Source organism: Paraburkholderia sp. J67 (genome assembly GCF_905220265.1).
In the GTDB taxonomy this organism is placed as follows: domain Bacteria; phylum Pseudomonadota; class Gammaproteobacteria; order Burkholderiales; family Burkholderiaceae; genus Paraburkholderia.
Window position 1 is genome coordinate 869,373 of the sequence record NZ_CAJMZK010000001.1, and the last position, 22,662, is coordinate 892,034.

Genomic DNA, 22,662 nt, shown 5'->3' on the forward strand with positions numbered 1-22,662 from the left:
CCCCTCCCTATCGCTTCTGGAGAAACCACCATGCAACACGACCTGAATCAGCTCCACGATGTCGCCACCAAACTGCTCAGCAGCCATCTGGCCGAATGGGGCGAATCGATCCTGAACGCCTCGGCTGGCCACGACGACAACAAGTACCTCGGCATCCTGCACGCCTTGTTGTCGGTGCGCAGCGCGCTCGGGCCGTTCATCGGCGGGCAGCAGCAGGACACGAGTCATGGCTGACGCCACGCTCAACCCTGCGCTGCGCCAGATCGCCGAGCAGTATCTGAGCCGCACGCTCGAAGCGCAGGAAGAAGCCACCTTGTTGCGGCTCCAGCAAGGCTTCCAGGGCCAGGCCGGTGCGACGCCTGCGGCTGGCTCGCTCGACAGCTTCGAGCAGGCGCGCCGTCAGACGCAATTCGCCATCGGTCAGGGTCAGGCGCAAGCGTCATCCGGCATGCGCGCCATCCTGGAGACGATCCAGGCCAGTTCCACCCAGGCGCTCGAAGTCCAGGATAAAGAGGAGCAGGCCATTCTCGCGTTGCTCGAAAACTGCAAGACGCTAGCCGATTTACGCCCCGCGAATCTCAACCCGGAACTCGCGCAATTGCAGCCGGGCAACCAGCTCGCGCTCACGCAGATCGCCGCGCATCTCGCGGGGCTCGCGAAGCAGGAAGTCGAAAATTGCTTCAACCAGCAGTTCGGCCCCCTCGTCTTGCAGTTGCAGGACCTGATCCAGCGCATGAACGCTCAAGAGGCAGCGAAAGCTGCGCAAGGCCTCGACAGCAGCAGCACGAACGACGTCGGCACGGCGACGCAAAACACCCAGCCCCCGCAGGCAAGTAGTGTTCACGAGCCGCGCGACGGCTCGTCCATGCAGTAGCACGGCGCGACGCGCAGCACCGCCGCCCGCCGGCGCCGTGCACTCACTCTTTAACCGAAAGGAGCAACACCATGTCTTTCCCGACCTCAGTCAACGACCAGATCACGGACGCTGTCACGCAATCGAACGTCAAGGTGCTCGGCGAATCGCCCGCGATGGCCATCGGTTCGCTCTACCAAACGATGGCGCATTCCACGGGCATCCTGTTCGAGAACTCGGTCTCGGCGCAGCAACAACAGAACACGCTCACGCAAGCCGCCTCGAACATGGGTGTCATGCAGATCTACAGCATGGACACGATGGCCGGCGCGGCAGGCACGGAGAAGGTCGCGCAGGGCGGCGTCGCCGACAACCTGACGAGCCTGCTCACCGTGCTGCAATCGTTCCGCCGTTGATCGACTGCCCCGACACCGGAGCTGAAACATGGCCTACAACACCTCAGTCAACGCGCAGATTACCGACGCCGTCACCCAGGCGAACGTCAACGTGCTTGCCCAGGCACCCGCGCTCGCGCTCGGATCGCTGTTCCAGAGCCTCGCGCACTCGACCGGCATTCTGTACGAGAACACGGTCTCCGCGCAGCAGCAGCAAAACACGCTCGCTCAGGCGGGCGCGAACACGGGTGTCATGCAGATCTACAGCGTCGACACGATGGCCGACGCCGCCAGCACCGAAAAGGTGAGTCAGGCCGGCGTTTCCGACAACCTGACCAGCCTGCTCGCCACCATGCAGGCGTTCCAGAACCGCTGAGCGCACCTTGAGCGCGCGCTGACCACGCATTTGACCATTTCGTCAAAGGAGAACCCGACATGAGCTTCCCGACTTCCGTGAACAACCAGATCACCGACGCCGTCACGCAATCGAACGTGAAGGTGCTCGGCGAAGCGCCCGCGATGGCGATGGGCTCGATCTACCAGACCATGGCGCACTCGACCGGCATTCTGTTCGAGAACGCGGTCTCGGCGCAGCAGCAACAAAACACGCTGGCGCAGGCCGCCGCGAATCAAGGCGTGATGCAGATCTACAGCATGAACACGATGGCGGGTGCGGCCGCCACCGAGAAGGTCGCCCAGGGCGGCGTGGCCGACAACCTGACGAGCCTGCTCACCGTGCTGCAAAGCTTCCAGAATCGCTGAGTTCCCCTCGTTCCGTCGCCAGCGGCGTACGTGCGCCGGCGGCGGAACGTCCACGGTGCCCTGCGCGTGTGCGTCGCCGCAGGGCTTTTTTATCGCACTCCGTACTATCTACCGTCGTGCTGCAAATATTTGTGGGCAAAGGCAATCGCCATGCTGCCCTCACCGACCGCCGACGCGACCCGCTTGACGGGACTCAGCCGAACATCGCCACAGGCAAACACGCCTGGAACGCTCGACTCGAGCAAGTAGGGATCGCGGTTATGGGACCAGCGCCCCGCCTTGACGACATCGTCGCCGGTGAGCACATAGCCGCGCGCATCGCGGGCGATTTCGACCGGCAACCACTCCGTCTCAGCATCGGCGCCAATGAACACGAACAATCCACCACAGTCGTGACGGGACACCGTTTCACTCAGCCCATCGCGTATGTCAATCGACGTCAAATGCGTATCGCCGCACGCACCGATAACTTCAGAGCGCAGTTGCACCCCGATGTTCTCCTTGCCGTGAATCTGCTCGACGAGGTAGCGGGACATGCTCTTCTCCAGCGAATCGCCTCGTACGAGCAGCGTCACCCTGCGCGCATGATTGGCGAAGTACAACGCGGCCTGACCGGCCGAGTTCCCCCCGCCGATCAGATAGACGTCGAGCCCGTGAGTGGCATTCGCTTCGCTGCGTGAAGCGCCGTAGTAAATCCCTTTGCCGATCAACCTGTCGAAGCCGTCGATCGCGAGGCGACGCCACGTGACGCCCGTTGCGAGAATGATCGTGCGGGCGCGGATGACCTCGCCTCCATCGAGATGAACGCTACGTGCGGCGACATCGATGCGGGCGACCGACCGTGTCACCAGAATCTCGGCACCTAGCCGCCTCGCCTGTTGCAGTGCACGGCTCGCCAGTTCGTCGCCCGACACGCCGTTGGGAAAGCCAAGGTAATTCTCGATGCGCGAAGAAGTCCCGGCCTGGCCGCCGGGCGCTTCGCGCTCCAGCACCACCGTACTCAAGCCTTCCGATGCACCGTACACGGCCGCCGCGAGACCGGCCGGGCCGCCGCCAATGATCATGGTGTCGTATTCGGCCAGGCGCGGGCGTGTCTGTAGCCCCAGCAACTCCGCAAGCTCGCGCGTCGCGGGCCGGCTCAGCACGGTCCCGTCGACCAGTCGCAAGGCCGGGCAGTCCTGCTCCGGCGGACAGTCGCCGGGCCAGCGTGTCTTCAGTTCGGGCGCATCCGGCGTCATCCAGTCGTAGCTGATCTGGTTGCGGGCGAGGAATTGGCGCAGCGCCGCACACGCCGTGTCCCAACGATCGCCGATCATGGTCACGCGGGCCTTGGGCGGCTCGGCGGAAAGACCTTGCAGCCCGCCAATGCGCTCGCGCGCAAGGGCGCCCATCCTGAACGCAATGTCGGGGGACGCCGCAGCAAGCTGGTAGTAGCGCTGAGCTTCTACGCGCATGACGCGCGACGGCTCCGCGGCCCGATAAGCGCCCGGGAATGGCGAACTCAGCGCAAGCGGCACTTCGCCGAAGATCGTGCCCGGCAGACGCCAACCCAGCGTGCGCTCGACGCCGTCGAACGTCTTGATCACTTCCATCTTGCCGGTCAGAACGGCGTATAGCGCACGTTCGCCGCCTTCGTGAACGGCGAACTCACCGGCGCACAGATGCAGGTCCGCACACGTGTGCGTGAGCTGCTCCAGGTCTTCGTCGGAGAGTGTCGAAAACAGTGGAATCGTCCGGAGGTCGTCGATTGTCAGCATGGCTTCGTCCAACAGAAAGTTGAGGGGAAGCGGTCCATGTGGTTTCAGGACGTCTGTCTGGCGCCAGGGAATTGGCGCAAGCGAGCAGCGCAGACGTTTGCGAACGCCTGGCGCAGTAGCGCCACAGACAGCGGGATGATCGAGCCAGTATATGACTTTCGGATGCGAGCGTTGCGGGAGTTTCGCGGGCATGGCGGCGCAAGGAAGCGCTCTTATGCCCGCACCCAATACCCGGCAAATCCCTGCACGATCGCGTCGCGCTCGCCTGCGCGCACAAGCTTGAGCACCTGCGATTCATAAGGATTGCTCGTCAATGGCCGGAACACGGCGCGCTCGCCGCCCATGCGGCCTAACGCAGCCGGCACGAGCGCGACGCCCATTCCAAACTCCACCATCGTCACCACCGTCTGCCACAAACGCGCCTCGTGGCGTATCTGCGGACTGAACCCCGCTTCCACACAGGTCGCAATGATCTGATCGTGGTAATGCGGCGACACGGAGCGGGGAAACAGGATAAACGGCTCACGCGCGAGCGACGCCAGCTCGATGCGCCGCTTGCGCGCAAACGCATGCCCTGCGGGCAGGCAACATAGAAAGGGTTCGGAAAACAGCGCCTCCGACTGTACCTCGGCCGGAAAGCGCCCCCAATGCGCGAAGCCCAGATCGATCTGCAGGCGCTGCAAGGCCTGCACCTGTTCGGCGGTATTCATCTCGCGCAAGACCACTTCCACGGCAGGATGGTCGGCCTCGAAGCGCCGCACCGCCTCGGGCAGCCCGCGATACAGCATCGAATTGACGAAGCCGATTCGCAAGCGCCCTGCGAGCCCATGCGCCGAACGCTCCGCAATACGGCGCACTTCATCGGCCTGTTCCAGCAGCCGCCGCGCTTCTTCGAGCAGCACGTAGCCCGCATTCGTGAGCGCAACCGCCTTGTTGGTGCGCTCCAGCAATTGCACGCCTAGTTGCTCTTCGAATTTGCGGATGTCGAAGCTCAATGCGGGCTGCGAGATGAAAAGCCGTCGCGCCGCACGGCCAAAGTGCAACTCCTCGGCCACGGCAACGAAGTAGCGTAGTTGCTTGAGTTCCATCGCGGTGTCTCCTGTCGTTCTTGCCGATCTTTAACGATAGATGGCGCTTATCGTACAGGACATCAGTTGTATTGGACGGTTATCGACACGCTGCCTAAGCTAGGTCCCAATATCGCGGCATCGCATTGCGCCAGCCGCCTACCCAGCCACCCAGGAGACAATTCGATGAGCGATCGTTCCGCCGTCGCCGCACAGGCCGATGGCGCGGCCAATATTCCGGACAGCCGCGGCATCAACCTCTACACGAGCGACCCCGGTCTGGCCCCGCTGCTGCGCAGCTACCTGGGCGAGGACGCCTACGCGGCCATCGAATCGCAACTCGTGTCGCTCGGCCAGCGCGCCTCCGACGAACTTGACCAACTCGCCCTGGTCGCGGATCACCATCCGCCCACACTGCGGCAGCGCACGCGGCGCGGCGAACCGCTTCAGCAGATCGACAAACATCCCGATTACGTCGCGCTCGAACGCGTCGCCTACGCGGAACTCGGTCTCGCTGCGATGAGCCATCGCGAGAACGCGCCCGCGCCGCTCGTCAAATACGCGCTTACGTATCTGTTCGTGCAGGCCGAGTTCGGTCTGTGTTGCCCGGTAAGCATGACCGATTCGCTCACGCGCACGCTGCGCAAGTTCGGCACGCCGGAATTGATCGCGCGTTATCTGCCGATGCTGGCTTCACAGGACTTCGACACGCTCTATCAAGGCGCGATGTTCATGACCGAGCAGGCCGCCGGTTCCGACGTCGCGCGTATCGCCACGCGTGCAGTGCGCAGCACGGGCGAAAGCGGCGAGGATGTGTGGCGTCTTTACGGCGACAAGTGGTTCTGCTCGAATGCCGACGCCGAACTCGCCATGGTGCTCGCGCGCGCCGACGATGCGCCGCCCGGCATCAAGGGCCTCGCGCTGTTTCTGCTGCCGAAGACGCTGCCTGACGGCACGCGCAACACGTATCGCATCGTGCGTCTCAAGGACAAGCTCGGCAGCCGGTCGATGGCGAGCGGTGAAATCGTGCTGGAAGGCGCGCAGGCGTTTCTGATTGGCGAGGTCGGGCGCGGCTTTCATCAGATGGCCGACATGATCAACATGTCGCGGCTCTCGAATGGTGTACGCGCGGCGGGCCTGATGCGTCGCGCGCTGACCGAGGCGCTGCATGTGGCGCGCCATCGCGAGGCCTTTGGCCGCAAGCTGATCGAGATGCCGCTGATGCAGCGCCAGTTGCTCAAGATGATGCTGCCCGCCGAGCAGGCGCGCACGATGTTCATGCGCATCGCCACGCTGCTCGCGCGAGCCGACCGTGGCGACGAACTGGCCGCGAAGTGCGTGCGCATTCTCACGCCGCTCATCAAGTTCCGCGCCTGCCGCGACGCGCGCCGCGTCACAGGCGACGCCATGGAAGTGCGCGGCGGCGTGGGTTATATCGAGGAATGGAGCGATCCGCGCCTCGTGCGCGACGCGCATCTGGGCTCGATCTGGGAAGGCACGAGCAATATCGTGGCGCTCGACGTGGCGCGCGCGGCCAAGCGCGAAGGCGCGCTCGATGCGCTCGGCCGTCATGTGCGTGCGGAACTCGCCGAAGCCGGTCTGCCCGATGCCAGCGCGGCGCTGCTGCGCGCCGGCTTCGAACGTGCGGCGGCCGCGCTGGAATCCGTGGCCGAATGCGGGCGCGACGAATCGGTGCGCCAGGCCGCGAGCGCGCTCTACCACGCCACCACGGCGGCTTTCATGGCGTGCGAGGCGGCGCAGGTTTCGCGCGAGGCGCAGGATTACCGGCGTCTCGCACTCGCTCACCTGATCGTGCGCCACAAGCTCTTGCCGCGCGACCCGCTCGCCCTCGACGAACGCGACGATCATGCCACGCAGTTGCGCGCGCTGGTGGACGAACAACCGATGCCGCTCGCCGACGCGATGCAGCTCTTGCCTGCGCAGTGAGGATCGACGTCATGACACATCATCAGTCATCCGAATCGTCTCGCGTGAATGGCGCGTTGCACGGCCTGCGCGTGATCGACTTGAGTCGCGTGCTGGGCGGCCCGTACTGCACCCAGGCGCTCGCGGACCACGGCGCGCAAGTCATCAAGCTCGAACCACCCGATGGCGACGAAACGCGCGGCTGGGGTCCGCCCTTCCTTGACGACACCGCGTGGTATTACGTCGGCGTGAATCGCAACAAGCAGGGCATAGCCGTGGATCTGTCGCGCGACGAAGGGCGCGCGATCTTGTGGCAACTGCTCGAAGGCGCGGACGTGCTGGTCGAGAACTTCAAGCCCGGCACCCTCGCGCGCTGGGGCATGGACTACGACCGCGATCTCAAGCCGCGCTTCCCGCGTCTGATTCATTGCGCTATTTCGGGCTTCGGTCCGGACGGTCCGCTCGGCGGCCTGCCCGGCTACGACGCGGTGATTCAGGCGATGGCCGGCCTCATGAGCGTGAACGGCGAAAGCGATGGCCCCGCGCTACGCATTGGCCTGCCTATCGTCGATATGGTGACGGGGTTGAATGCGCTCGCCGGCATTCTGCTCGCGCTGGCCGAACGCGAGAAGAGCGGCCACGGCCAATCGGTCGACATTGCGCTCTACGATTGCGGCGTTTCGCTGCTGCATCCGCATCTGCCGAACTTCTTCGGCAACGGTCGCACGCCCCAGCGCAGCGGCAACGCCCATCCCAACATCGCGCCTTACGACAGCTATGCAACGGGCACCGCACCAATCTTTCTCGCTGTAGGCAACGATCGTCAGTTCGCCAAACTCTGCGCGCATCTGGGCGTGCCCGACCTCGCCGACGACGCGCGCTTTGCCAACAATCGCAGCCGTTGCGCGCATCGGCCCGAATTAAAGGCGGCGCTCGAAGCACGCCTTGCCCTGCACGATTGCGAGCCGCTTGCGCGCGAACTGATTCAGGCAGGCGTGCCTTGCGGGCCGGTGCAGACCGTCGATGCCGTGGCTGCACATCCGCACACAAGGCATCGGCAGATGCTCGTGGAGATGGAGGGTTATCGCGGCACCGGCGCGCCGGTCAAGCTCTCTCGCACGCCCGCGACCTATCGCACGCCGCCGCCCGCTCTCGGCGGCGATACACGCAAGGTGCTGGACGCGCTCGGTATCGACGCGGCCACGCAGCGCAAGCTCTTCGAAGCCGGTGTCGTGAAGGGATAGCGCGCCGCTTGCGAATACAACGAGGACGACACAGAAGACCGGTCTCAACCGGCTCGACAAGCCCCAAGGTTAAAGGAGACAACCATGACGAACCCTTCCGTGCGCCAGCCCGCGCGCGCTTCGCTGGCCGCTTTCGTCGGTACGACGATCGAGTGGTACGACTTCTACATCTACGCCACGGCGGCGGCGCTGATTTTCGGCAAGCTGTTCTTTCCGTCGCATGAGCCGTTCTACAGCACGCTCGCATCGTTTGGCACCTTCGCCGTGGGCTTTTTCGCGCGGCCGCTAGGCGGTCTGGTGTTCGGTCATCTGGGCGATCGTATCGGTCGCAAGAAGGCGCTTGTCGCCACGCTGTCGATCATGGGCGTGGGCACCGTTGGCATCGGCTTCCTGCCGACTTATGAGAGCGCGGGTGCGCTCGCCCCCGCGTTGCTGGTCGCCCTGCGCGTCGCACAAGGCATCGCCATTGGCGGCGAATGGGGCGGCGCCGTGCTGATGGCGGGCGAGCACGCGCCGAAGGAAAAGCGCACTTTCCTCGCCTCGTTCGCGCAGCTCGGCAGTCCCGCTGGATTGATTCTCGCGCTGCTCGCGTTTCGCAGCGTCGCGCATCTGGACAAGGCCGCGCTGTTTTCGTGGGGCTGGCGCCTGCCGTTCATCGCTAGCGCCGTGCTGCTCGTGGTAGGACTGCTAATCCGCTCGGGCGTGGGCGAATCGCCCGAATTCGAGGCGATCAAGACGCAGCGGCGCACGGCCACGTTGCCGATCGTCGATGTGCTGCGCGATAGCTGGCGCGTCGTCCTTCTGTGCCTTGGCGCGAATGTAATCGGCGTAGCGGGTGCCTGGTTCGTCAACACCTTCATGCTGAACTACACGACGCAGACGCTCGGCCTCGACCGTGGCCTGATTCTCGACTGTCTGTTCGTCGTCGCGTTCATCCAGCTTTTCACGCAACTGGCCTCGGGCTGGTTCGCGCAACGCGTGGGCGCTGGGCGGTTTCTCACGCTCGCCGCCGCCCTCGCGATGCTCTCGCCCTGGCCCATGTTCGTGCTGGTGTCCACGGGCAAGCCGGTGGCCATCGTGATCGGCATCGCCATCGCAGTGATGTGCATGTGCAGTTCGTACGCGGTGATGGCGGGCTTCATGACCAACGCGTTCCCCGTGCGCGTGCGCTACTCGGCTATTTCGATATCCTATCAATGTTGTGCAGCACTCGCGGGGGGGCTGACGCCGCTGCTCGGCACGCTGCTCGCGCATGATTTCCCCGGCCAATGGTGGCCGCTCGCAGCGTTCTATAGCGCGCTGGCAGGGGTTTCTCTGGTGTGTATCGCGGTGCTGGAACGCAGGCAACCCGGGACGTCGCGCAGCGACGTGGCGCTAGCCATGCCCGAGTGAACCACTAGCCGCGCTCAGTGCGCGTGCGCGACCGCGGTGGCTTCCTGCGCCGCTGCTTCGATGGCGCTCATGAGACGCGCGAGCGCCGCACGCCATGCAACGCTCGCGCGGCCGTCCGGCAGCGCACGCAGCAGGTCGCGCTGGATCGCCTCGCGTGTCTTGCCCGCAGGCAGGATGTCGCCGAGTCCAACCAGCGCATCGACCAGCGGCTCGCGTGAATCGGGCGTGCCCAGCAGGTCGCGCGCCGCGCCTGGCGTTGCCACGATCATGCGCACGCGTTCCTCCCACACCACGAAGCGCGCGAGTCGCGCCAGCACACTGGCGGCCGCGACCGCATCCGGCACGCGTGCCTCGCAGCCAATCCAGGACGCGAGTTCGACCGCTGGCATCGGCCGCGCAATGACATAGCCCTGCGCGCCATCCACGCCGAGAATTGCGAGCGCTTCGAGCAGATCCAGTGCATCGACGCCCTCCGCCAGCACCAGCTTGCCGAGCGAATGGCCCAACCGCGTCACCTGATAAACGACTCGCAGCGCGTCGAGCGCGGTATCGCCGCCCAGATGCGCGATTTCGCGGTCGATCTTGATCCAGTCGAACGGCAATTCGCGCAGCCGCGTGAGGCCGCTATGCCCCGATCCAAGGTCGTCCTGCGCGAGCAGCACGCCCAGCGCGCGAAACTTCTCGAGAATTGCGCTCTGCCCCTGGTTCAGCGATAACGCTTCGTTCTCCAGAACTTCCAGGGTGAGACGCGCACTCGGGCAGTCGTGCGCTTCGAGCATCTCGCGCGTGGCTTCAAAATAGCGGATGTCGTTGAGCGCGGCGGGCGGCAGGTTGATCGACACTTCGAGGTCGTGCCCCGCCGCGAGCCATTGCGCACGGTCGCCTAGCGCCTGACGCAAGCCGCGCGCGAACAGTTCGAGCAGATCGTCGGAGGCCAGCGCGAACAGGAATTCGTCGGGCGTGAGCAGGCGTTCGCCATCGCGCAGTCGCGCGAGCGCCTCCACCTTGCCGCAACGCCCATTGGCGAGGCTCAGCAGCGGCTGGTAATGCATTTCGAGCGCGCCGGTGCGCACGAGTGCGGCCCAGTGCTGACGCACGCTCATCGGCACGGCGGCCACATGAAAACCATCGTGCGTCTGCAAGCGCGTGACTGCGCAGCCCAGCAGCGTCTGTAGCAGTTCGATGAAGGCCACCTGATCCGGACCGACGAAGCCGCCCGGATACGCGCTATAGAGCATCAGGATCGCGATCGGCGTCTGGCCTGGCGCAGCGAGCGGCAACGCGACGGCCGAGCGCAGGCCTTCGCGTTCAGCGACCTCGCGCCAGCGCGCGACGAGCGGATCGGTCTGATAATTGACCACGCGCTCGGGATTGCCGCTGCGCCACGCGCGTCCCACGGCGCCCTGCCCATAGGGATGATCGGCGCGCACGCTGATTTCGTGGCCCTGCGCCATCAGCACGTTGAGCAGACCGTCACCGCCGCGGCCGCCCGCACCCGCCTCGAAATGAAAAATGCCTTCCGCGTCCGGGCGGCCGATCGCGCAGGCGGTCACTTCGTCATGCGCGGCGAGCGCCGCAATCACCTGATCGATGAAATGCGTATAGCTGCCCGCCTCCCAGACGATGCGCGTGATGCGCTGGAGCACGTCCTGCTGCGAATCCTCGACGGCTTGATAAGCCTTGAGTTGCCACGCGGTGTCGGAGGTGAGGCGGCGCGCGTAGAGCGAGAGCGCCTGGGCGCTCACGTTGCGCCCGACGAGTTTGAAGAGCAGTTCCTGGAGGATGCCGCGGCTGCGCACCAGTTCTTCCTTGTCGAGCCCGACGATGGCGTGAATGCGGCCGATGCGCATCGCCATCTCGGCATGGGCCTTGGCGCTTAGTCCGGGCTGCGCGATGGCGAGAAGATTCTGGATTTGCCGCGATTTCAGATGGGCGAGTTCCTGCTCCGACAGCATCTCCAGGATGCGCCGGGACTTGGGCAGGCGAGCCAGTTCCTCGTAGAAACGGTTCACCACGAGGTCTGCAGTGCCTTGCAATGCCTCGATCAAAGTATGCATGCTTAACGCCTCTGGGCTCCCCGCAGGGAAGTCGGCCGTCCATGCGCGGCGCGCGAGGCGACGGGCGAAGCGGCGAGCGAGTACGCATCGCTCTGGCGCAATGATAAGGCATGGCCAGGGGCATGGCCGTGCCCCAGCGTACACAGAGGGCGGGAAATGGCGGCTGGAGGCGGCGCGTAGGCGGCTTAAGGGTGACTTAAGGTTGGCCTGGGGAGGACTCGAGGACGGCCCGATTGCGGCTTCGAATGCCGCTGCTCACCCTGCTCTAGAGCGGGGTGAGCAGCGCTTCGCCCGCGAAGCAGCGTGTAGCGTTCTCGATGAAATTGCGCACCGTAGCGGCGCGCACGTCGGGCGAGGTGCCCGCCACATGAGGCGTGAGCACGATGTTCTCCAGCGCGATGAGCGCCTGCGGGGGCTCCGGTTCGCCCTCATAGACATCGAGGCCCGCGCCGGCCAGCGAGCCATCGACGAGCGCGGCGGCCAGCGCCGCCGTATCGACCACGCTGCCGCGCGAAACGTTGACGAGGAAACCTTCTGGCCCGAGCGCCTCGAGCACCGCGCGGTCGATCAGATGACGGGTCTGTGGGCCGCCGGGCGTCGCGATCACGAGGCAATCGCTCCATTGCGCGAGCGCGAGCGGCGTGTCGAAGTAGCGCGCGCTCACGCCCGCGCGCGGCGTGCGGTTGTGATAGCCGATCGCCATGTCGAAACCCGCTGCGCGGCGGGCGATCTTCGCGCCGATATGCCCATAGCCGACGATGCCCAGACGCCGGCCCGTGAGCGTGGGGCGCATCGGCAGCGCGTCGCGCCACACGCCCGCGCGGCATGCGGCGTCGTACTGCGGCACCGCGCGCACGGCAGCGAGCAATAGCGCCATCGCGTGATCGGCCACGCAATCGGCATTCACGCCCGCGCCGTTGCACAGCGCAATGCCGCGCGCGCGCGCGTGATCGAGCGCGATGTTCTCGACGCCCGCACCCAGCGCCGCCGCCAGTTCTAGCGCGGGCATTGCGTCGATTTCGTCTGGAGTAAGCCCGGTTGTGCCGTTCGTGAGCACGACGCGCACCGTTGCGCCCTGCTGCGCCACGGCCACATCGCGCTGCTCAGCATCGGGCGCGTAGAGCACATCGAAGCGTTCCGCCAGCACCGCGCGGTCGTTGTCGGTGAGGGGAATCAACACGAGCAGGCGGGGTTTGTCGGCGGGCGAAGCGGCATTCATGGCGGCGTCATTCCTTCGGTATACGAATCATATTGATCGACTAATACTCGCGAAACACGTTACGCAGCGGTCGCGTAGCGCGCGACGACTTCCACGCGCGGCACGGCGCCTTCGGCGGCGGTGCGCGCGCGGCGCATCTCGTCGGCGGGACTGCAACCGAACAGGCGCTTGAATTCGCGACTGAATTGCGAGGCGCTTTCGTAGCCCACGCGCGTGGCCGCCGCGCTCACGTTCATGCCGTCATGCGCGATCAGGATGCGCGCGTGATGCAGGCGTGTGGTCTTCACGTACTGCATGGGCGAGGTCGACGTCACGGCCTTGAAATGCGCGTGAAATACCGCGAGGCTCATGCCCGCTTCGGAGGCGAGCGTCACCACGTCCAGGTCGCCGCGATAGTCCGCGTGAATGCGGCGCAGCGCCTTCGCGATGCGGCCGAAGTGGTGCTGATGCGTGAGCGCCGCGCGAATCGCATCGCCCTGTTCGCCCGTCAGCACGCGGTAGCAGATTTCGCGCACGATCGCGGGTCCGAGGATGCGTGCGTCGCTCGGCTGCGCGAGCGCTTCGAGCAGGCGCAAGACGGCGTTCGAGAGCGGCGCGTCGAACGGCGTGGCGTAGATGCCGACAGGCTCGGCCACGGCGCTGCCGCGCGTGTCGTCGAGCGCCATCAGCAGCTCGGCGACCATCGTGAGATCGACGCGCACCGAAATCGCGAGCAGCGGCTTTTCGGGCGTCGCCTCGGTTTCGCATTCGAACGGCAGTGGCACGGACAGCACAAGATATTGCTGCGCGTCGTAGATGAACACCTGATCGCCGAGAAAGCCGCGCTTGCGGCCCTGGCAGACCATGAAGATGCTCGGCTCGTACATCACCGGCTTGCGCGGATGGCCCTCGCTGCCGCGAAAGAGACGCACGCCTTCGATGGCGGTGTTGTGCGCGCCGTCGCGCTGGGTGAGTTGCATGAGCAGGTCGACGACGCGGCGTTGCATCGCGCCCTCGTTCTGGATGGCGGGCGTGGCGGGCGCGGCAAGGGTTTCGACGGGCAAGGAAACGGCTGTGGCAACCGGGCTGGCCGCAGTGGTGTGTGCGTTTTTCATGACAGAAGCGCCCCTAAATTCATCGACAAAGGCGGAGAAACAGGCTTGCCAATCTATCACCGAATGCACGCCGATGCTTTTGGCCAGGAGAATCAGGCAAGTCTTCGATAGATTCAGGTATTCCCTGGGTGCCGGTCGATCCTTACGATGGGAACCCTGCCGCAACACCCGAATCGTCCAGCGCCCAAACGCGCTGCGCCTTGGCATTCGCACGGTGTTTGCACGGCGCTTTTGCTGCGCTCCGGTTTTTCCCCGCTGTCTTTCAGGCAACCCAGTTTCAGGAGTCACACGATATGTACCCGACCTACGGATATGCCGCTCGCGATGCCGCTTCGCCGCTCGCCCCCTTCGAATTCCAGCGCCGCGACCTGCGCGAACTCGACGTGCGTATCGACGTGCAGTACTGCGGCGTGTGCCACTCCGACCTGCACCAGGCGCGCAACGAGTGGCGCAACACCTTGTATCCCGTCGTGCCGGGCCACGAAATCGTGGGCCGTGTCGCGGAAGTGGGTACGGGCGTCACGCGTTTCAAGGTAGGCGAACTCGTCGGCGTGGGCTGTCTCGTCGATTCGTGCCGCACCTGCGGGAGCTGCGAAGAAGGGCTCGAGCAGTATTGCGAGAACGGCTTCGTTGGCACGTATAACGGCAACGACCGCGTGAGCGGCGACGTCACCTTCGGCGGCTACTCGACGCAACTCGTCGTCGATGAAGCCTTCGTGCTGCGCGTGCCCGACAACCTCGACGCCGCGGCGGCCGCACCGCTGCTGTGCGCGGGCATCACCACCTACTCGCCGCTGCGCACGTGGGGTGCGGGCCCGGGCAAAAAGGTCGGCATTGTCGGTCTCGGCGGCCTTGGCCACATGGGCGTGAAGATCGCCCACGCAATGGGCGCGCACGTCGTGCTGTTCACCACGTCGCCTTCGAAGATCGAAGACGGCAAGCGCCTGGGCGCCGACGAAGTCGTGATTTCGAAGGACCCGGAGCAAATGGCGAAGCACCTCAACAGCTTCGACCTGATCGTCAACACGGTGGCTGCGCCGCACGACCTGAACCCGTTCATCGAACTGCTCAAGCGCGACGGCACGCTCACGCTGGTGGGCGCGCCCGAGCACGATCACCCGTCGCCGCAGGTGTTCAACCTGATCATGAAGCGCCGCCGACTGGCGGGCTCTCTGATCGGTGGCATCGCGGAAACGCAGGAAATGCTGGACTTCTGCGGCAAGCATGGCATCACGTCCGATGTCGAAATGATCCAGATGCAGGACATCAACGCCGCCTACGAGCGCATGCTCAAGAGCGACGTGAAGTACCGCTTCGTGATCGATATCGACTCGCTGCGCAAGTAACGCAAGCGACAGTGCAAACGCACGACTGAAGACGTAACACCCTGCCCCGCCGGGCCGTCCACTCCGGACGGCCCGCCAGCCCCCCGCTTCGAGGCCAACTTTTGCGGCCTCCCGTAGTCGAGCCGGCGCGCACGTGCGCCGCCACTTAACGAATCGATTGCCGTTCCACCGCTGCCGCGCGTCGCATTCCGCGAGACGCCGGCGCCGCGTGGCGTTTCCGACGCCTCGCGGCTCACCCTTTTTCTGTCGTTTCGCGGAAATCGTTCCAGCCGTATTAGCTCAGTTTTCAAGCCCGCAATTGAAGGAGCTCGCCCGTGATCGACCGCATCCAGGCGATGCGCACGTTCGTCCGCATCGTCGACACCAATAGCTTCACCAAAGCCGCCCAGTCGCTGGACATGCCGCGCGCCAGCGCCACTACATTGATGCAGAACCTCGAAGCGCTGCTTGGGACGCAGTTGCTTGTGCGCACGACACGCCGTCTTTCGCTCACGCCCGAAGGCGCGGCGTACTACGAGCGCGCCGCACAGATACTCGCCGACATCGACGACGCCGAAGCAAGCGTGCGCCAGTCGCCTGGCGCGGTCGGTGGCCGCCTGCGCGTGGAAATGCCGGGGCTGATCGCCAATTCGATCGTGCTGCCTGCGCTGGGGGATTTTCATGCTCGCTATCCGCAGATCGATATTGTGATCGGCGTGAGTCTGCGCAATGTCGATCTGGTCGGCGAAGGCGTGGATTGCAGTATCCAGCTTGGGGAGTTGCCCGATTCGGGGCTCGCTGCGCGGCGTCTTGGTCTGCTCGAGCATGTGACTTGCGCGAGTCCCGCGTATCTCGAGCGGCACGGGGCGCCTGCCTCGCTCGACGATCTTGCGCAGCATCCTGTGGTGAACTTTTTGTCGCCGCTGACGGGGCGGCCGTATGAGTTCGATTTCGAGGTGGACGGGAGCCCGACCAAGGTTAAAGTCGACGGCTTCGTGCATGTGGCCGATGAATCGGCCTATCTGACCTGCGGGTTGCAGGGTTACGGGCTGATTCAGCCGCCTTTGCTCGCGGCTCAGCGGCATCTCGATAGGGGCGCGCTTGTTGAGGTGCTGCCGCAGTGGAAGCCGCTGCCTACGCCTGTTTCTGTTGCGTTTGTGAAGTCAAGGCAAGTTGCACCCCGGGTGCGCGTGTTTGTCGATTGGCTCGCTGAGCTGTTTGAGGACGCCGGCGCGCTTAATCGCGATCTTTCGAGGGTGCGGGAGTTGCTCGGGGGCTTGCAGCCGGCTTGATTTTTGGCTTCGATTTGGGTTTGGTGGTTTGTTGGTTTTCGCGTTTCCTTGTTTTCGTGTCGGTCTATTAGCGTCGCCCCTGTGCGGGGCGGCACCTACTTTCTTTGCCGCGGCAAAGAAAGTAGGCAAAGAAAGCCGCTCACACCGCCAGTGTGACGAAGTCCACAACCAGCCATTGAGGGGGAATGGTATAGGGGCATCCGTCATTTCGCACCACGAAACAAAGTGACAAAGGGCTCATCCATCCCGCTGCTCGCTACGCGCGCAGCGGTCGGGTCTGCATGGGAAACCGACGGTATGGAAAATTAAACGCGAGTTCTGGCAAACCTCCGGTTTGCCGGTTATGCCCCACGGGGCGCGGAGCGCCCCCGGAGGTGAGATGGCCTTGTCACTTTGTTTAGTGGTGCGATGTGACGGATGCCCCTATACCTTTCCCCCTTAACGGCGGTTTGTGGACTGCGTCACACTGGCGGTGTGAGCGGCTTTCTTTGCCTACTTTCTTTGCCGCGGCAAAGAAAGTAGGTGCCGCCCCGCACAGGGGCAACGCTAATAGACCGACAAGAAACCAAGGAAACGCGAAAAACCCAGACCACCCCAAAGGTCATTCAACGCGCGTAAGCGCCATACCTCGCCGCGCATGAAACCGCGCCATCGTCTGATAAGGCAGCCAGGCATCAGCCTGATAAGGCGCGACGCCAGAGGGATTGTGAAACCAGACACCGCCATCACTACGCCCATGCAGCAGAATCAGGTGCCCACCTTGACTGGCATTGACCCGCTCGGGATACCGAATCTCAGGACTAACAGAAACGATCGCAAGCGTATCCGCATCAAGCCGTGCGGCGCTCGCCTGAATGCCCTCGTCGACCATCACTTCGACGCGCACGCCATAGGCCGCCTCGGCCCATACCGCGAAGGGCTGGTAGATGAGCCCGTCCACCCCACCATCCTCGCGCAAGCGATAAACACCGTACCGCAACGCATCTTCAAGCATCAACGCACGCGACGCATGTTCGATGCCCCAGTAATCGAGCGCCGATTCGAAGCAGGTCAGCCCGCACAGCCGCTTGGCCCAGAACCGATACTCCCCCGCCTCAGCGAAGCCACTAGAACGCCACGCGGGATCATCACAAGGATCCACCTCTTCTTCGACGATGCGCGCCACCCAGTCCGGGCTGCCCCACTGGCTGTAATACGGCACACCAAAATGGCGAATCTCGGCCTCATGGGCGCCCGTCCGGCGCTGCCCCGCCACCTGCTCGTGCATCGCTTGCGTGTTGATTTCGTTCAAGCTTTTCTCATCCCAGTGTCGTTATGCAACCGTAATCGGCCTGAAGGACAAACCCGAGCCCCGGCTCGGAGATTTCGCGTACAAAGATCATTGTCGCAAACCCGCATGACGCTTGTGGGTGCGGATCGTGAGGCCGCCGAGGTCCAGATGGCGGCGAGAACCGGTCTCAGGCACCATCGCACCACTGTCACACTCTGACCCTTAATATTGTCATACGAAAGCTTGAGCGATTGTTAAATGATGCGTTTAGAATATTGTGCGCCCGCGCTCCGTCAGAATAATTTCTTCCAGCGGCGACGCAGCGGCACGCGATAATTAGCCCTTTCCGACTCGATCCTCCCCCATTAGCAGTATGTCGAACGTTCCACACACAACCGACTCGGCCGCGGTCGCGGAGCGCGTACGCGAACTGATGAGCCGTCATGGCATCGGCAAGCGTCAGCAAACGACCGAGCTATGCCGGATTCTTGAGCTGAGCTTCTCGCAAGGGCACCGCAAGCTGCGCGGCAACAGCCCGTGGACGCTCGCGCAAATCAAGAGAGTGGCCGAGGCGTTCGGCGAACCGGCCGGTCAGTTGTTCGGCGCGCAGTTGCTCGATCCCGGCATGGTTGGAGCGAGCGCGCAGGATGCGCTGCTGTGCGTGAGCGCCGTGGAGCTGGCCTGCACCGCCTGGATCGGCGCGCCGGTGGAAGCGGGTACGCGCCCCGACTTCGTCGCCTATGAGAAGCAGGGTCAGTGGCGCGTGGTGCGCCCGGATGGCGCGCTTTACCAGAATGCCCGCGAAGTCCACAAGATCGAGATTTATCCGCGTCGCGCTGAAACCGACAAGCCGCTCATCGCCGTCGTGGACGACGACCAGGCTTCGGCCGACAACCTGCGCGACTATCTGGAGCACAGCGGCTACACCGCCCACGCGCTCTACGGTCTCGCAGCCTTCACGCAGGCGCTCGAACATCATGTGTTCGACGGCGTGGTGATCGACTGGCTGTTCGGCCATCAGACTGCCGCCGAGGCGATCCGCCAGGTGCGCGCCTCCGAGAATCCCGAGGCACCCATCTTCGTGCTCACCGGCGAGCTGCTCACGGGCAAGGCGAGCGAATCGGAAATCAGCCAGGTCGTGCGCCATTACAACGTGGCCTGCTACGAGAAGCCCGCGCGCATGGCGATTCTCGTCGCCGATCTCTCCAAGCGCCTGAATCGCGGTTAAAACGCTTTTTGATCCGCGCGTAAACGTTTGCGGCTACAGCGCACGCGCGTCAGTGTGGACGCGCGGCGCGTTGAAAGCGCGCTCCAGGGCCGCGCGCAACACTTCGTAGTGCACCGGCTTCGGCAACATCTCGAAGAACGGATTCTCCCCTTTCGCGAATGACGAGAGCGCGGCCACATCGGCGCTCACGGCGATCACGCGCGGCCGCCACGCCGTCTTCGCGCCCACGCGCGCTTCCATCCCCGCCACGAATGCGTAGCCGTCGCGGCCCGGCATGTGCAAATCGAGCAGGACAACGTCGCAGGGCGACGTGTCGAGGCTCCCGAGCGCACTATCCGCGTCGTTCGCAGCCAGCGCCGCGTAGCCCATATGCGCGACCATTTCGCAGAGCGATTCGCGCACTAGCGGGTTGTCGTCCACCACCAGCACCAGCGGCGGCACGGACGCGTCGCGCACGGGTGGCGCGAGCACATCGGGCACAGGCGGCGCAACTGCCGTGACGGGTATCGTCACCGTAAAGGTCGTGCCCTCGCCCACGCGGCTGTCGGTCTCGATCGTGCCGCCGAACAGATCCACCAGGCCCCGCACGATCGCGAGGCCCATCCCCGCCCCCTCGTAGCGACGCGAGCGCGACGTATCGAGCTGGGTGAACTCCTTGAAGATCAACGGTATCTGCGCCGCGGCCACGCCCGGCCCGGTGTCGCTCACGATGATGGCGAGCTTCTGCGCCCCGCTGTCGCCTTCGTCGCTCGCCGCGAACTCGATGCGCACCGTCCCGCGTTCGGTATAGCGGATCGCGTTGGTCACCAGGTTATTGGCGATCTGGCGGATGCGGTGCGGATCGGCCACGACATTGCGCTGCGGCCCGTGCCACGCATGCTCGAATGCGAGCCCGCGCGCCCGGGCGGCCTGCTCGTTCTGGTCGACGATAGATTGCAGCAGTTCGCGCGGACAAAACTCTTCCTGGCGCAGTTCCAGCTTCCCCGCGCCGAGGCGCGCGTAGTCGGTCAGATCCTTCATCTGCGCTTCGAGCTGTCGCGCGGCCGTATCGAGCCGCTGGATCACCTTGCGATCCGCCTCCGAGTGCGAGTTGAAGCCGAGCAGTTCGATCGACGAGACGATCGCGTGCAGCGGCGTGCGCAATTCGTGGCTGATCATGCCGAGGAACGCGTCCTTGGCCATGCTCGCCTCGCGCGCGGCGCGGCTCGCCTGGTGTTCGGCCTCTAGCGCCGCGTGCTGCTGGCGAATCAGGCGGGTGCGACGGTAGCCGTTCATCACCAGCAGCACGGCCGCCGCCGCCGACAACATCAGCAGCACGAGCCCCGCCGCGAACAATTCGCGCCGCTTGGCGATGAAGTCGCGGCGGATCGCCTCGCGCTCGGTCACGTCGGCGAAGCGGCGATTGAGCGCGAGATCGGTCACCTCGGTCCAGTGGGTGTCGAGGGCGGTCAGCATCGGCACGGCGCGTTCGGGGTTCTCGGCGAGCGTGCCGATCTGCGCGTCGAACGACGCAATGGTGGCGTCGATCGCGGCCAGATCGGTCTGCTGGCGCGTCATCAGGCCAGGCAGCCCCACGAGCGTGCGTGTCGAGCCTTTCATCACGTTGAGCTTCGATTGCAGCAGTTCGTAGCGCAAGCGGACCTTGTCGAGGTCGCGGTCGATGCCGTCGGCGTAAATCAGCAACTGGCTTTCGAAGCGCGCATAGGCGATCTGCATCTGCGCGGCGTCCCAGTAGAGGCCGTCGTAGTTGCCGGTGAGGCGCTGCACGACCTTGGGATTGAGCAGATTCGCGTAGAGCAGGTAGCCGACCGCCATCACCGGCGGCGCGAGCGCGACGATCCAGATCAGCACATGCAGGAAGCGCCGCAGCGAAGGATGCATTACGTCGAACTCAAGACTTGATGGTCATCGAAACGATCTGCCAGGCGAACTTCGAATCGCCGGCCGCGCCGTCGAGTTCGAGCGGGTACTGGTCGCGCGGATAGATCAGGAACAATGGGCCGAAGTCGCTCACCTTGAGGCGCTTGCCGTTCATCTCGTAGGCCAGTACCGCGCCGTAGCGCGCCGCGTCCGACACCGGCACGACGCAGGTGTAGTCGTCGATCGTGTGGATCTCGATCTGGCTGCCGTACGCGCCCACGGTCTTCAGCACGTCGGTGAGCAGCGGGCCCGTGAAGGTCGAGCGCGGGGTCCAGGTCGTAGCCGTCGAGATCGAATGCGCAGGCAGTTTGAGCAGTTGCGCTTCGCTGAAGTGATAAGCCGTGTGCGCGCTATTGTTGGTGACGTGCACTTCACCGTTAATGTCGAGCGACAGGCCGCCGCCCGCGGCCGCCCGCGCGTGGCGCGACACCGGCAGCGCGGCGGCCGTCAGCAGCCCCGCGAGCGCCAAAGTGAAGCTCCGTCGCTCACTGTTGGCGGGCCGGTCTTGCTGCCGGCTCTCGTCCCGATTCGTCTCCTGCCTGGTCTCCAGGACAATGCGATCCTGCATCTGCTCGCTCCCTGGCGCTAAGTGGGTCGTGTGGTCTTTCAATCGGGCCCCATGATGTTCATGGAGAATCAAGCGCGGGCGCCCGGGCCTCGCCGGTCTGCATGTGCCGGCAAGCATAGGCATAATATCGTCAAACATTGTTCCGACAATAGATGGCTTCCTCGCTTACTCACCTGTGAGCGTCGCGTAACTGTCCGTCATCGTGCTGCATTTCCCATCAAATGAATAAACCCGTCGTTCCGCTCACTTACGAACAGCTCGACCATTGGGTCGAATCGCTGCAACCGTTGCTGGTCGAGGAGGAATTCGACGTCGTCGTCGGCATCCTGCGCGGCGGCGCGCCGCTCGCGCTGATGGTCTCGCACGCGACCGGCGCGAGCGTCGCGTTCCTGCGCTACACGCGCGAGACGCGCGAAGTGCGCTGGGACTCCGCGCTGCCGATGCCGGAGCCGGGCGCCAAGGTATTGCTGTGCGAGGACATCGCCGGGCGCGGTCATACGCTGGTCGACTGCATCGCGTTCCTGCGCGAACACGGTCTCGTGGTGCGCACGCTCACGGGCGCCTACGACGACCTCAGCCGCCTGCGCCCCGACTATTCGATCGACGCGAGCGGCTATTTCGCGTTGTTCCCGTGGGAGCGCCAGGCGTACACGGACCGCTATCGCGCCGACTGGGTACGCGAGGGCGGGCGCGAAGGCTCGCGCATGGCCGACGACCACGAGTACACGGTCTACGCGATCGACCTCGACGGCATCCTGCTGCCCGACATCGCGCTCGCGCGTTATGACGAGGATCTGGAAGCCGCGCTCGCCGAGCGCGACGCCCTGCTGCCGCTCGACCGCATTCCCGACATCGACCTGAAGCGCACGCGCGCCATCATCACGGGGCGGCCCGAGGTCGACCGCGAGCGCACCCAGGCGTGGCTCGACCGTCACGGCTTCGGCCATCTGGAGCTGATGATGCGCGCGCCGGGCGAGCACGACGACACGCCGTCGGGCGCCGCCGCGCACAAGGCGGCGGCGGCCGTGCGCTGTGGCGTCACGCATTTCATCGAAAGCGATCCGGTGCAGGCGATCTATATCGCGCAGCGCGCGCCGCTGTTGCGCGTGATCTGGTGGAACGCCCAGGCGCGCGTGGGGACCATGATCGGCGCCTCGGCCTGGGGCTGATACAGGCCGTTGGCGCTGGTTGTCTCGTCGCGCGCAGCGCCTATGCTGTGTAGATTGCCAGCGCGAATCGCACGGTCGACACGCGACCGAAAAAGCCGCGCCACATCGTGTATCGTTGCGCTCC

20 protein-coding genes are annotated in these 22,662 nt (G+C 64.8%); 12 read left to right on the forward strand and 8 right to left on the reverse strand.

Annotated features, from left to right (window positions below; translation table 11 throughout):
* Positions 1-30: 30 nt before the first annotated feature.
* The 5 genes from U5782_RS03655 to U5782_RS03675 all read left to right on the forward strand — a co-directional run bounded on the left by U5782_RS03655 (position 31) and on the right by U5782_RS03675 (position 2,010).
* Positions 31-234: a hypothetical protein gene (locus tag U5782_RS03655; protein ID WP_322042433.1), complete on the forward strand. Its 204-nt coding sequence runs from the start codon at positions 31-33 to the stop codon at positions 232-234.
* On the forward strand, positions 227-874 hold the full coding sequence (locus tag U5782_RS03660; protein ID WP_322042434.1) for a hypothetical protein: 648 nt from the start codon (positions 227-229) through the stop codon (positions 872-874). Before U5782_RS03655 ends, U5782_RS03660 begins: the two co-directional genes overlap by 8 nt.
* Before the next feature lie 71 nt (positions 875-945).
* Positions 946-1,269, forward strand: a complete 324-nt coding sequence (locus U5782_RS03665) for a RebB family R body protein (protein ID WP_065061677.1) — start codon at positions 946-948, stop codon at positions 1,267-1,269.
* Positions 1,270-1,297: 28 nt separating this feature from the next.
* A complete protein-coding gene (locus U5782_RS03670; RefSeq protein WP_322042435.1) occupies positions 1,298-1,624 on the forward strand; it encodes a RebB family R body protein in 327 nt (108 codons plus the stop codon).
* 59 nt (positions 1,625-1,683) lie between these two features.
* Positions 1,684-2,010, forward strand: coding sequence for a RebB family R body protein (locus U5782_RS03675; protein ID WP_224011525.1), 327 nt, complete (start codon positions 1,684-1,686; stop codon positions 2,008-2,010).
* 104 nt (positions 2,011-2,114) lie between these two features.
* Here the strand turns inward: U5782_RS03675 and U5782_RS03680 are convergent, their stop codons facing one another.
* Together U5782_RS03680 and U5782_RS03685 are read right to left on the reverse strand one after the other, a co-directional pair.
* Positions 2,115-3,767, reverse strand: a complete 1,653-nt coding sequence (locus tag U5782_RS03680; RefSeq protein ID WP_322042436.1) for an FAD-dependent oxidoreductase — start codon at positions 3,765-3,767, stop codon at positions 2,115-2,117.
* 212 nt (positions 3,768-3,979) lie between these two features.
* The gene (locus tag U5782_RS03685; protein ID WP_322042437.1) at positions 3,980-4,855 is read right to left on the reverse strand and encodes a LysR family transcriptional regulator; all 876 of its coding nucleotides are present in this window, start codon (positions 4,853-4,855) and stop codon (positions 3,980-3,982) included.
* A 165-nt stretch (positions 4,856-5,020) separates the two neighbouring features.
* On the opposite strand from U5782_RS03685, the gene U5782_RS03690 reads away from it, so the two are divergent.
* The 3 genes from U5782_RS03690 to U5782_RS03700 all read left to right on the forward strand — a co-directional run bounded on the left by U5782_RS03690 (position 5,021) and on the right by U5782_RS03700 (position 9,396).
* Positions 5,021-6,781 (forward strand): acyl-CoA dehydrogenase family protein, encoded by a 1,761-nt coding sequence (locus U5782_RS03690; RefSeq protein ID WP_322042438.1) that lies wholly within the window; start codon positions 5,021-5,023, stop codon positions 6,779-6,781.
* Between the two features lie 11 nt (positions 6,782-6,792).
* The gene (locus U5782_RS03695; protein ID WP_322042439.1) at positions 6,793-8,004 is read left to right on the forward strand and encodes a CoA transferase; all 1,212 of its coding nucleotides are present in this window, start codon (positions 6,793-6,795) and stop codon (positions 8,002-8,004) included.
* A gap of 84 nt (positions 8,005-8,088) precedes the next feature.
* Positions 8,089-9,396 (forward strand): MFS transporter, encoded by a 1,308-nt coding sequence (locus U5782_RS03700; protein WP_322042440.1) that lies wholly within the window; start codon positions 8,089-8,091, stop codon positions 9,394-9,396.
* Positions 9,397-9,410: 14 nt separating this feature from the next.
* On the opposite strand, the gene U5782_RS03705 is transcribed toward U5782_RS03700, so the two are convergent.
* From U5782_RS03705 to U5782_RS03715, 3 genes are all read right to left on the reverse strand, one after another.
* The gene (locus U5782_RS03705; RefSeq protein ID WP_322042441.1) at positions 9,411-11,453 is read right to left on the reverse strand and encodes an EAL domain-containing protein; all 2,043 of its coding nucleotides are present in this window, start codon (positions 11,451-11,453) and stop codon (positions 9,411-9,413) included.
* 265 nt (positions 11,454-11,718) lie between these two features.
* Positions 11,719-12,672, reverse strand: coding sequence for a 2-hydroxyacid dehydrogenase (locus tag U5782_RS03710; protein WP_322042442.1), 954 nt, complete (start codon positions 12,670-12,672; stop codon positions 11,719-11,721).
* Between the two features lie 59 nt (positions 12,673-12,731).
* The gene (locus U5782_RS03715) at positions 12,732-13,631 is read right to left on the reverse strand and encodes an AraC family transcriptional regulator N-terminal domain-containing protein (RefSeq protein ID WP_415914244.1); all 900 of its coding nucleotides are present in this window, start codon (positions 13,629-13,631) and stop codon (positions 12,732-12,734) included.
* A 428-nt stretch (positions 13,632-14,059) separates the two neighbouring features.
* Between U5782_RS03715 and U5782_RS03720 the strand changes: the two genes are divergently transcribed.
* Together U5782_RS03720 and U5782_RS03725 are read left to right on the forward strand one after the other, a co-directional pair.
* Positions 14,060-15,112, forward strand: coding sequence for an NAD(P)-dependent alcohol dehydrogenase (locus tag U5782_RS03720; RefSeq protein ID WP_322042443.1), 1,053 nt, complete (start codon positions 14,060-14,062; stop codon positions 15,110-15,112).
* A gap of 314 nt (positions 15,113-15,426) precedes the next feature.
* Entirely contained in the window at positions 15,427-16,383 is a 957-nt protein-coding gene (locus U5782_RS03725; RefSeq protein ID WP_322042444.1) for a LysR family transcriptional regulator, read from the forward strand.
* Between the two features lie 601 nt (positions 16,384-16,984).
* Here U5782_RS03725 and U5782_RS03730 read toward each other — a convergent pair.
* Positions 16,985-17,650: a C39 family peptidase gene (locus U5782_RS03730; protein WP_322042541.1), complete on the reverse strand. Its 666-nt coding sequence runs from the start codon at positions 17,648-17,650 to the stop codon at positions 16,985-16,987.
* A 376-nt stretch (positions 17,651-18,026) separates the two neighbouring features.
* Between U5782_RS03730 and U5782_RS03735 the strand changes: the two genes are divergently transcribed.
* Positions 18,027-18,881, forward strand: a complete 855-nt coding sequence (locus U5782_RS03735) for a helix-turn-helix domain-containing protein (RefSeq protein WP_322042445.1) — start codon at positions 18,027-18,029, stop codon at positions 18,879-18,881.
* Between the two features lie 33 nt (positions 18,882-18,914).
* Here U5782_RS03735 and U5782_RS03740 read toward each other — a convergent pair whose 3' ends face one another.
* Both U5782_RS03740 and U5782_RS03745 read right to left on the reverse strand, forming a co-directional pair.
* Positions 18,915-20,762 (reverse strand): hybrid sensor histidine kinase/response regulator, encoded by a 1,848-nt coding sequence (locus U5782_RS03740; protein ID WP_322042446.1) that lies wholly within the window; start codon positions 20,760-20,762, stop codon positions 18,915-18,917.
* Between the two features lie 10 nt (positions 20,763-20,772).
* Positions 20,773-21,369, reverse strand: a complete 597-nt coding sequence (locus tag U5782_RS03745) for a molybdopterin-dependent oxidoreductase (protein ID WP_322042447.1) — start codon at positions 21,367-21,369, stop codon at positions 20,773-20,775.
* 221 nt (positions 21,370-21,590) lie between these two features.
* Here U5782_RS03745 and U5782_RS03750 point away from each other — a divergent pair, with 221 nt between their 5' ends.
* Positions 21,591-22,538, forward strand: a complete 948-nt coding sequence (locus U5782_RS03750) for a phosphoribosyltransferase (RefSeq protein ID WP_322042448.1) — start codon at positions 21,591-21,593, stop codon at positions 22,536-22,538.
* The last annotated feature ends 124 nt before the right edge of the window (positions 22,539-22,662 follow it).

Bases quoted from the DNA above. Each gene is read 5' to 3' on its own strand.
- U5782_RS03680 (WP_322042436.1), bottom strand. From the start codon at position 3,767: ATGCTGACAATCGACGACCTCCGGACGATTCCACTGTTTTCGACACTC.
- U5782_RS03745 (WP_322042447.1), bottom strand. From the start codon at position 21,369: ATGCAGGATCGCATTGTCCTGGAGACCAGGCAGGAGACGAATCGGGAC.
- U5782_RS03690 (WP_322042438.1), top strand. From the start codon at position 5,021: ATGAGCGATCGTTCCGCCGTCGCCGCACAGGCCGATGGCGCGGCCAAT.
- U5782_RS03740 (WP_322042446.1), bottom strand. From the start codon at position 20,762: ATGCATCCTTCGCTGCGGCGCTTCCTGCATGTGCTGATCTGGATCGTC.
- U5782_RS03730 (WP_322042541.1), bottom strand. From the start codon at position 17,650: ATGCACGAGCAGGTGGCGGGGCAGCGCCGGACGGGCGCCCATGAGGCC.
- U5782_RS03720 (WP_322042443.1), top strand. From the start codon at position 14,060: ATGTACCCGACCTACGGATATGCCGCTCGCGATGCCGCTTCGCCGCTC.
- U5782_RS03685 (WP_322042437.1), bottom strand. From the start codon at position 4,855: ATGGAACTCAAGCAACTACGCTACTTCGTTGCCGTGGCCGAGGAGTTG.
- U5782_RS03735 (WP_322042445.1), top strand. From the start codon at position 18,027: ATGTCGAACGTTCCACACACAACCGACTCGGCCGCGGTCGCGGAGCGC.
- U5782_RS03750 (WP_322042448.1), top strand. From the start codon at position 21,591: ATGAATAAACCCGTCGTTCCGCTCACTTACGAACAGCTCGACCATTGG.
- U5782_RS03675 (WP_224011525.1), top strand. From the start codon at position 1,684: ATGAGCTTCCCGACTTCCGTGAACAACCAGATCACCGACGCCGTCACG.
- U5782_RS03715 (WP_415914244.1), bottom strand. From the start codon at position 13,631: ATGCAACTCACCCAGCGCGACGGCGCGCACAACACCGCCATCGAAGGC.
- U5782_RS03695 (WP_322042439.1), top strand. From the start codon at position 6,793: ATGACACATCATCAGTCATCCGAATCGTCTCGCGTGAATGGCGCGTTG.
- U5782_RS03670 (WP_322042435.1), top strand. From the start codon at position 1,298: ATGGCCTACAACACCTCAGTCAACGCGCAGATTACCGACGCCGTCACC.
- U5782_RS03700 (WP_322042440.1), top strand. From the start codon at position 8,089: ATGACGAACCCTTCCGTGCGCCAGCCCGCGCGCGCTTCGCTGGCCGCT.
- U5782_RS03705 (WP_322042441.1), bottom strand. From the start codon at position 11,453: ATGCATACTTTGATCGAGGCATTGCAAGGCACTGCAGACCTCGTGGTG.
- U5782_RS03710 (WP_322042442.1), bottom strand. From the start codon at position 12,672: ATGAATGCCGCTTCGCCCGCCGACAAACCCCGCCTGCTCGTGTTGATT.
- U5782_RS03665 (WP_065061677.1), top strand. From the start codon at position 946: ATGTCTTTCCCGACCTCAGTCAACGACCAGATCACGGACGCTGTCACG.
- U5782_RS03655 (WP_322042433.1), top strand. From the start codon at position 31: ATGCAACACGACCTGAATCAGCTCCACGATGTCGCCACCAAACTGCTC.
- U5782_RS03660 (WP_322042434.1), top strand. From the start codon at position 227: ATGGCTGACGCCACGCTCAACCCTGCGCTGCGCCAGATCGCCGAGCAG.